Raw genomic sequence first — 1,928 nt, 5'->3', positions numbered from 1 at the left:
CGCCTGGTGCATGAGGCGATGGCCGCTATACTGGCCTGGCGAATCAGTCGCATCCGCCCGATTACGTTTTCTTTTGCCATGAATGATTATGGCTTTGAGCTGCTGAGTGACCAGCCCATTCCCGTGGACGACACGAATGTGTACGACTTATTTTCACCCAACGAGTTGCTGGCAGATATACAACGCAGCGTGAACAGTACGGAAATGGCAAGACGCAAATTCCGGGATGTGGCCGTTATTGGTGGCCTTATCTTCCAGGGCATGCCGGGTGAGCGGAAAAAAGCACGTCACCTGCAGTCCTCCGCTTCGCTCCTATTTAATGTTTTCTCGGAGTACGATCCCGGCAATATCCTGCTGCGCCAGGCTTACCAGGAAGTGCTGGATCAGCAGATGGAGGAAGTACGGCTGCGGGATATGCTGGAACGCATACAACAATCCACCATCGTATTGCGGTTCCCGGAGCAGCTTACGCCATTTTGTTTTCCCGTAAAGGTAGACAGCATGCGGGAAGACCTGTCGTCTGAAAAACTGGAAGACCGGGTACGGAGAATGCAGGAACAACTGGAACAGTAACTGCGGTTTTCTGTAGATTTGCCCGCCTGCTTATGTATAATCCAGTCCCCCATATTATTCTCAGCAATATTTTCTGGATGTCGCCTGACCGGAGTTTATTCTGGGAAGAACAGAACACCCTGATTATTTCTGATCTCCACTGGGCAAATCGGGTCATTTCCGCAAAGCCGGTATTGCGGTACCCCAAAAAGTATATATAACGGACCTGCAGCGGCTGATGTCGGGATTGTATGTGTATAAAGCGGAGCGCCTGATTATCGTGGGCGATTTTACGCATAGTCATTTTAATAAGGAGCTTGATTTGTTTTCAAAGTGGCGCCGCGATTTTTCGCAATTGCATATTGACCTTGTGCAGGGCAATCACGATATACTGGAGGAAGAATGGTACAGGGAGAATGCCATTACGCTCCATCCCTGGCAACTGGAAATTGGTCCTTTTTGTTTTCGCCATGAAGACAAGCGTCACCAGAAGGTTTATGAGCAAACCACTGCCATCTATACGTTCAGCGGACATTTACACCCGGCCTACCGTTTGCGGGGCCGCGGGAAGCAATCGCTGCGATTTCCCTGTTATTATTTCCGGAAGGATTCCTGTGTATTGCCGGCCTTCAGTCATTTTACCGGCGGGTTTACAGTAGAACCTGCCCGGGAAGAAATGGTATTCGCTATTGTAGAGAACGAGGTAATGAAAATGGGTTAACGTTTTCTGCGCAGCTGGTTATAATCCAGGAAATAAATAAAGCGAAGGGTAAACTCGTTTCCATGGCGAAGGTCCATGATCCTACCGAGGTTGCGCAGGTAGCTGTTTTTGGCCCCGTTGAGTTGTACGGTTTCATCTTCGCCCAGCCAGTTTTTATAACCTGCAATAATGCGGCTGCCCAGACGAAAATCCCAGGTAAAGAACGCATCGACATTAAACAGGTTTACGTTTTCATCGTTGCCGGTGATAAAGGCGCGCGGCAGCAGGTTACCCTTGGCATCTACATTGTGGTAGCTGGAATAATGGAGTTTATTCCAGTAGTGGCGGGCCCGCAGGGTGAGGTTCATGCGTGATGTAAAGTTGTAGATACCGGACAATACCGTGGTGAATTCGCGGTTATCGCGAAAGCCCACAATCGGATCGCCGTTTGATTCGCGTACAAACGCATACCCCAGCTGGTTTTCTTCATTGCGGGAATCTGTTTGCAGGTCCAGCGAGAATTTATTGCTGAAGCGGAAGCGGCGCCCAGGCTTACTGCTGTAAATACGTTGTCGTAATTCGGTGCAACGGCATAGGTTCCTCCGAACCGCACGAATAATTTCTTCCGGCTGTCGGTACTGCCCGACATGTCGAAAATGTAGTTGGTGGGATAGGT

General features: G+C 49.7%; 3 protein-coding genes. 2 read left to right on the top strand and 1 reads right to left on the bottom strand.

Translation table 11 applies throughout. The annotated features are described in order from the left end of the window. Both CV014_RS29790 and pdeM read left to right on the top strand, forming a co-directional pair. Positions 1-573: hypothetical protein (locus CV014_RS29790; RefSeq protein WP_236145306.1), on the top strand; the 573-nt coding region annotated here is incomplete at its 5' end. A gap of 139 nt (positions 574-712) precedes the next feature. After that, positions 713-1,273: a ligase-associated DNA damage response endonuclease PdeM gene (gene pdeM / locus CV014_RS29785; protein ID WP_268964978.1), complete on the top strand. Its 561-nt coding sequence runs from the start codon at positions 713-715 to the stop codon at positions 1,271-1,273. Here pdeM and CV014_RS29780 read toward each other — a convergent pair. Next, a partial coding sequence (locus CV014_RS29780; RefSeq protein WP_236145305.1) for a DUF5916 domain-containing protein occupies positions 1,270-1,928 on the bottom strand: 659 nt, incomplete at its 5' end. The genes pdeM and CV014_RS29780 overlap by 4 nt on opposite strands.

Origin of the sequence: Nostoc sp. CMAA1605, assembly GCF_021596505.1 — a bacterium.
In the GTDB taxonomy this organism is placed as follows: domain Bacteria; phylum Cyanobacteriota; class Cyanobacteriia; order Cyanobacteriales; family Nostocaceae; genus Trichormus.
This window is presented reverse-complemented; position numbering and strand designations above follow the sequence as displayed.